The organism is Pseudomonas sp. MYb60 (genome assembly GCF_002979555.1).
Taxonomy (GTDB): domain Bacteria; phylum Pseudomonadota; class Gammaproteobacteria; order Pseudomonadales; family Pseudomonadaceae; genus Aquipseudomonas.
Window position 1 is genome coordinate 1 of sequence record NZ_PCOZ01000038.1, and the last position, 7,067, is coordinate 7,067.

Consider the following 7,067-nt stretch of genomic DNA (forward strand, 5'->3'; position numbering starts at 1 on the left):
GTAACCGGTCAGTGCAGCCAGCATCTGGCCAGTCTGGTTGTTGTCGCTGTCGATGGCTTGTTTGCCGAGGATCACCAACTGAGGCTGTTCCTTGTCGACAACGGCCTTGAGCAGCTTGGCCACGGCCAGGGAGGTCAGGTCTTCGGCGGACTCGACCAGGATGGCGCGGTCGGCACCCAGCGCCAGGGCGGTACGCAGTTGCTCCTGGGCAGTGGTCGGGCCGATGGAAACCACGACGATTTCAGTCGCCACGCCTTTCTCTTTCAGGCGTACAGCTTCTTCCACGGCGATTTCACAGAAAGGGTTCATCGACATCTTGACGTTAGCAAGATCGACGCCGGAATTGTCCGCCTTGACGCGAACTTTCACGTTGTAATCGACAACGCGTTTGACAGCTACAAGAACCTTCATGGATTCCTCGTTACTCTCCGGTGAAAAGAAAGTCGCCTAGGCGAACCTGGCGGTTGATGCTCATCGGCACACAAGGGCACCTCCAAAAACGTCGGCGGATGACCTTGCTCACGGGAAATGATGACCGTTCGTCAGTGGTGACTGAGAGGTCATTCTTTATCGCAGCGTGTAAACTGCGCGCCCGAGTTTCGGCGCGCGTCACCTGTCTTGCTTTTGGACGTGCTCTTGAAACCTGCTGTCTGCCTACGGTAAGCGCAAAACCGACCGTATATTGACCGGAACACCTATTCTGGTCAATACGGCAAAATGGCCAGTCATAAGCCGCGTTGCTTTGATTTACCTAGCCTGCGGCCAATTCAAACAAACGTTTGTATTGGACGCTGAGAGTGGTCTATATATAATGCGCCACCTAGAGAGAAAGGTGGGTCACGCCTTGGCGCGGGACGATACCGAACCTCCACCCATTAGAAAAAAAGCCTGTTGAGCCTTGAGTAGGAGATAACCTGTGGAACGCGAATACATGGAATTCGACGTGGTCATCGTCGGCGCTGGCCCGGCAGGCCTGTCTGCCGCCTGCCGCCTGAAGCAGAAGGCCGCCGAAGCCGGTAAGGAAATCAGCGTCTGCGTGGTCGAGAAAGGCTCCGAAGTCGGCGCCCACATCCTCTCCGGTGCCGTGTTCGAACCCCGTGCCCTGAACGAACTGTTCCCGGACTGGAAAGAACTCGGTGCCCCGCTCAACACCCCGGTCGTGCGCGACGACATCTATGTACTGCGCAGCCCGGAAGCCTCCACCAAGGTGCCTGACTTCTTCGTGCCCAAGACCATGCACAACGAAGGCAACTACATTATCTCCCTGGGCAACCTGTGCCGCTGGCTGGCCCAGCAGGCCGAGAACCTCGGCGTGGAAGTCTACCCAGGCTTCGCCGCCCAGGAAGCCCTGTTCGACGAGAACGGTGTGGTACGCGGGATCATCACCGGCGACCTCGGTGTCGACCGCGAAGGCAACCCGAAAGAAGGCGTCTACACCCCCGGCATGGAACTGCGCGGCAAGTACACGCTGTTCGCCGAAGGATGCCGTGGCCACATCGGCAAGCAGCTGATCCAGCGTTTCAACCTGGACAGCGATGCCGACGCCCAGCACTACGGCATCGGCCTGAAGGAAATCTGGGAAATCGACCCAGCCAAGCATCAGCCAGGCCTGGTGGTGCACACCGCCGGTTGGCCGCTGGACATCATGAGCGCCGAGAACACCGGCGGCTCGTTCCTTTATCACCTGGAAAACAACCAGGTTGTAGTGGGCCTGATCGTCGACCTGTCCTACAGCAACACCTTCCTGTCGCCGTTCGATGAGTTCCAGCGCCTCAAGCACCACCCGGTGCTGGCCCAATACCTGGAAGGCGGCAAGCGCATCAGCTACGGCGCCCGCGCCATCTGCAAAGGCGGCCTGAACTCGCTGCCGAAGATGGTCTTCAACGGTGGCGCGCTGATCGGTTGCGACCTCGGCACCCTGAACTTCGCCAAGATCAAGGGCAGCCATACCGCGATGAAGTCCGGCATGCTCGCCGCCGACGCCGTGGCCGACCGCCTGTTCGCCGACTCCGAAGGCGGTGATGAACTGACCGCTTACGTCGACAGCTTCAAGTCCAGCTGGCTCTACGAAGAACTGTTCGCCACCCGCAACTTCGGCCCGGCGATGCACAAGTTCGGCCCGATCATCGGCGCCGGCTTCAACTGGTTCGACCAGAACGTCCTCGGCGGCAAAATGCCGTTCACCCTGCACGACACCAAGCCGGACTACGCCTGCTTGAAGCTCGCCAAGGACAGCAAGAAAATCGATTACCCCAAACCTGACGGCAAGCTGAGCTTCGACAAGCTGAGCTCGGTGTTCATCTCCGGTACCAACCATGAAGAAGAGCAACCGTGCCACTTGAAGCTGAAAGACCCGAGCATCCCGATCGGCACCAACCTGCCGCTCTACGATGAACCCGCGCAGCGCTACTGCCCGGCCGGCGTGTACGAGGTGATCACCCAGGAAGACGGCGCCAAGCGCTTCCAGATCAACGCCCAGAACTGCGTGCACTGCAAGACCTGTGACATCAAGGACCCTTCGCAGAACATCACGTGGGTCACGCCGGAAGGTGCGGGTGGGCCGACTTACCCGAATATGTAGGCCAGCTGCTTGAACAAAAAGGCTCCCAGACCGGGAGCCTTTTTTATACCCAACACAAATCAAATGTGTCAGGGAAAATCAGGCAGCCCGCTCTTCACCGGGGTTGCGCTCGAAGTAGCGCTTATATTCGCGACTGAACTGCGACGTACTCTGGTACCCCACGCTGTGCGCTGCCTGCGCCACGCTAATGCCGTCCACCAGCAGCAGTTGCTGGGCCTTGAGCAAGCGCAAGCGCTTCAGATACTGCACCGGCGACAACAACGTGCAGCGTTTGAAATGCTCATGAAAGGTCGAGGCACTCATGTGCGCATACCCTGCCAGGGTCTCGATATTCAGCGGCTCGGCGTAATGGGCATGCAGGTGACTCAACGACGTGGCGATCCGCGAGAATTGCCCTTGCTGTTCCACCAAGGCGCGCAACACATCCGCCTGCGGCCCGCGCAGCGCACAGAACAATAATTCACGCACCCGCGCCGGGCCCATGATCCGGCTTTCCAGCGGATCGTGCAGGCACTCCAACAGCCGCTCGACGCAGCCGCGCATGGCGTCATCGAGCACCACTGAGCTCATCGACTCCAGTGTTTGCGCGGTGGGGGGCGGCCCGGACTGAATGCCCATCGCCATCACCAACTCACCCAACACCACGCGATCAATACCCACCGTCACCCCGTAGAGCGGCGCGTCGGGTGCCATGGCAAAGGTCTCGCACTCGAACGGCACCGGCATCGCCTGGATCAGGTAATGCCCGGCGCCGTACTCCAGCGTGCGCGGGCCCAGGTAGGCGAGTTTACTGCCCTGGGCCACGAACATCAGGCTCGGCTCATAGATCTGCGGACCACGCGCCACATCGCAACTGGCGCGCAGCACCTTTACACCCGGCAGATGGGTCGCCGAGAAACCGTCACAGGGCGTAAGCCCCTCGATCAAGGACACCAGCGTGGCGTTGGCGTCGAGATGGCGGGTCAACAACATGGCAAAAAACTTCGCGAAAAAGGGATGAGAGCATCATCGCAGGTCTTGAGGCACATAAATCCAAACAAGGGGCACTCCCGGACGAATAGGCATGAGACTCGGAGCAATCGCCATGGCCGCTGGCGGGCTCGGCGCGGAGAATGCGCCGCCTCCCCAGTGATTGTTTTAGCGAGGTTTCCCCATGTACACCGCCATCGGTTACGCCGCCCAGTCGGCCACCACTCCCCTCGCCCCCATGTCCTTCCAGCGCCGCAGCCCTCGGGTTGACGACGTCGCCATCGAGATCCTGTACTGCGGCGTGTGCCACTCCGATATCCACCAGGCACGCAACGAATGGGGCATTGCCGTGTACCCGCTGATGCCGGGCCACGAAATCGTCGGCAAGGTCACCGCCGTCGGCGCCAACGTCACCGCGCACAAAGTCGGCGACCTGGTGGGCGTGGGCTGCATGGTCGACTCGTGCCGCCACTGCGACGCGTGCAAATCGGACCTGGAGCAATACTGCCTCGAAGGCCCGACCATGACCTACGCCACCCCCGACCGCGTAGACGGCAGCAACACCATGGGCGGCTACTCCGACAGCATCGTGGTCAGCGAACACTTCGTGGTGAAGATCCCGGCCAAGCTCGACCTGGCCAGCGCCGCGCCGATCCTGTGTGCGGGCGTGACCATGTACTCGCCGATCAAGCACTACGGCATCAAGGCCGGCGACAAGGTTGGCGTGTTGGGCATGGGCGGCCTGGGCCACATGGGCATCAAGCTGGCCAAGGCGATTGGCGCTGAAGTGACCCTGTTCACCCGCTCGGCGAGCAAGGCCGAAGAAGGCCGTCGCCAGGGCGCTGATCACGTGATCGTGTCCACCGATGCCGAGCAGATGAAAGCCGCCGCCGGCCGCTTCGACTTCCTGCTCGACACCATCCCGGTGCAGCACGACCTCAACCCCTACCTCGACGTGTTGCGCTTCGACGGCGTGCACATCCTGGTCGGCCTGATCGAGCCGGTCGACCCGCCGGTCAACGCCGCCAAGCTGATCATGGGCCGCAAGGTGCTGGCCGGTTCGCTGATCGGTGGCATTGCCGAAACCCAGGAAGTCCTGGATTTCTGCGCCGAGCACGGCATCAGCTGCGACATCGAGATGCTCGACATCCGCAACATCAACGAAGCCTACAGCCGCATGATCGCCGGCGATGTGAAGTACCGCTTTGTCATCGACATGGCGACCCTGAAGGTCTGATCAGGCCTTCGCCCCCAACTCTGCTGATAGCCGCGCTGCGACCTGTTTGACCACAGGGATCAGCTCGGCCATTTTCTCCAGCGGCATGTAGGGCACGGTACTGGCGATGCTGATGCCGGCGACGATTCGCCGGCTGGCATCGCGCACCGGTGCCGCCACGCAACGGATCGACGGTTCGTTGTCTTCCAGGTCGAACGCAAAGCCCCCCACCACGTATTCATGCATGCGCTGCTCGAACTGCGCCCAGGACTGTTCCGGGTGCTGCGGCCACTGCTGGCTTTTGCCCGCGGTCGGCTGACTGACGTCGTACAGCCGCTGCCACTCCTCTACCGTCTCGTCCAACAGCAACGCCTTGCCAATGCCTGTGCGCGCAAGCGGCATGCGATGGCCGACCCGCGAGCGCATTTCCGGGCCGTTACGGCCGGGGTTCTTGTGCAGGTACAGCACGTCGTCGTATTCACGGATGGCCAGGTGGATGGTGTCGCCGGTCAGCGCCGACAGCTCATCCAGATAAGGAATGGCCAAGGACACCAACGGCAGCTCTTCCCGTGCCTGAAAGCCCAGCTCGATCAATTTGGGACCCAGCAGGTAACCGACTTGCGGCACCACGCGCAGGTAACGCTCGTCCACCAGGCAACTGGCCAGGCGGTGGGTGGTGCTGCGGGTGGTGCCGATGCGCTTGGCGATCTCTTTCAGATCCCGCGCACCGTCCGCTACCGCTTGCACTACGCCCAGGCCACGGAGCAGCGTCTGGGTGCCGGTGGGGGCGGTGTCTTTGGCGGGGGGTTGGGCGTTTTCCTGCATATCGGGCCTATTGGGAAGTACGAAAACGGCGCCATTATGGCAAATGACGAACCTCAATACAGTGGAGATCCAAATGTGGGAGGGGCGGTGCGACGATTCGACTTGCCCCCGGTGGCGGTGTGTCAGCCAGCCTATTTATATCTGACCCACTGCTATCGGGGGCAAGTCGAATCGTCGCACCGCCCCTCCCACATTAAAACCACACAGGGCTTGGGATCAGCGTTGTTTCATGCGGTCGATGATCACCGCCAGGAGCAGGATGGAGCCACGGATAACGTATTGGTAAAAGGTATCGATGTTTTTGAGGTTCATTGCATTCTCGATAATCGCCAGGATCAACACCCCGGCAATCACGTGGCGGATCATGCCGATCCCACCACTCAACGACACGCCGCCCAGCACGCACGCCGAGATCACCGTCAGCTCGAACCCCTGGCCAATCATCGGCTGGCCCGAAGTCATGCGCGAGGCGAGGATCACCCCGGCCAATGCGCCGATCAACCCGTGCACGGCAAAGATGATGATCTTGGTGCGATCAACATTCACCCCGGCCAACAGCGCTGCCTCCTGGTTGCCACCAATGGCCATGGTGTTGCGTCCATAGGTGGTGTAATTCAACAGCCAGCCGAAGAACAGGAAGCACAGCACCGTGATGATGATCGGCACCGGCACGCCCAGCAGTTGCCCGTTGCCGAACACGAAGAACCCTTCGTCCATCACCCCCACCGCCTTGCCGTTGGAGAAGATGTAGGCCAGGCCACGCACGATCTGCATGGTCGCCAGTGTCGCGATCAACGCGTTGATGCGCAGCTTGGCAATCACGATGCCGTTGATCAGCCCCACCACCAGGCCCATGGCCAATGCCGCCGACACGCCCAGGAATACGCTGTCGGTGTCGCGAATCACGATCCCAGCCACGACCCCGGCGCAGGCAATCACCGAACCGACCGACAGGTCGAAATGCCCCGACGCCAGGCAGAACAACATGGTGCAGGCGGCAATCCCCACGGTGGAAATCGCCAGGCCCAGGCCACGCATGTTCAGGGGCGAAAGGAAGTTGTCGATGAACAGCGCACTGAGCACGAAGATGCCCAACGCCGCGAGCAGCATCACCCAGTCATCCAGGAACTTGCGCTGGTTGAACCCTGGCCAGAAACCCTTTGCAGTCTTTACCTCGGACATATTCACCTCGAATGCTTCAAGCCCGCGAGCGCGGGAGTGCCAGTTGCAACAGCCGTGCTTCGTCCGCCTGGTCGCGGCTGAGTTCGCCGGTCAGCGCGCCTTCGCTCATGACCAGGATGCGGTCGCTGATGCCCATCACTTCCATCAGGTCGCTGGACACCACAATCACCGCAATGCCGCTGGCGGCCAGGTTATGGATGATCTGGTAGATCTCCGACTTGGCGCCGATATCGATGCCCCGCGTCGGTTCATCCAGCAACAGTACTTTCATCGGCATCGACAGCCAGCGGCCGA

At 61.0% G+C, this 7,067-nt stretch carries 5 protein-coding genes and 2 pseudogenes; 2 read left to right on the forward strand and 5 right to left on the reverse strand.

What is annotated here, in order from left to right; all coding sequences use genetic code 11:
• A pseudogene (locus CQ041_RS25985) lies at positions 1-411 on the reverse strand (electron transfer flavoprotein subunit beta/FixA family protein); the annotation flags it as partial.
• Positions 412-916: 505 nt separating this feature from the next.
• Between CQ041_RS25985 and CQ041_RS25990 the strand changes: the two are divergent.
• On the forward strand, positions 917-2,581 hold the full coding sequence (locus CQ041_RS25990) for an electron transfer flavoprotein-ubiquinone oxidoreductase (RefSeq protein WP_105525251.1): 1,665 nt from the start codon (positions 917-919) through the stop codon (positions 2,579-2,581).
• Positions 2,582-2,659: 78 nt separating this feature from the next.
• Here the strand turns inward: CQ041_RS25990 and CQ041_RS25995 are convergent, their stop codons facing one another.
• Positions 2,660-3,553 (reverse strand): AraC family transcriptional regulator, encoded by an 894-nt coding sequence (locus CQ041_RS25995; protein WP_105525252.1) that lies wholly within the window; start codon positions 3,551-3,553, stop codon positions 2,660-2,662.
• A 181-nt stretch (positions 3,554-3,734) separates the two neighbouring features.
• Here CQ041_RS25995 and CQ041_RS26000 point away from each other — a divergent pair, with 181 nt between their 5' ends.
• Positions 3,735-4,787 (forward strand): NAD(P)-dependent alcohol dehydrogenase, encoded by a 1,053-nt coding sequence (locus tag CQ041_RS26000; RefSeq protein ID WP_105525253.1) that lies wholly within the window; start codon positions 3,735-3,737, stop codon positions 4,785-4,787.
• Here the strand turns inward: CQ041_RS26000 and CQ041_RS26005 are convergent, their stop codons facing one another.
• From CQ041_RS26005 to araG, 3 genes and pseudogenes are all read right to left on the reverse strand, one after another.
• On the reverse strand, positions 4,788-5,591 hold the full coding sequence (locus CQ041_RS26005; protein ID WP_105525254.1) for an IclR family transcriptional regulator: 804 nt from the start codon (positions 5,589-5,591) through the stop codon (positions 4,788-4,790). It abuts the gene before it with no gap.
• A 216-nt stretch (positions 5,592-5,807) separates the two neighbouring features.
• Positions 5,808-6,773, reverse strand: coding sequence for an L-arabinose ABC transporter permease AraH (araH, locus tag CQ041_RS26010; protein ID WP_105525255.1), 966 nt, complete (start codon positions 6,771-6,773; stop codon positions 5,808-5,810).
• A 16-nt stretch (positions 6,774-6,789) separates the two neighbouring features.
• A pseudogene (gene araG, locus CQ041_RS26015) lies at positions 6,790-7,067 on the reverse strand (L-arabinose ABC transporter ATP-binding protein AraG); the annotation flags it as partial.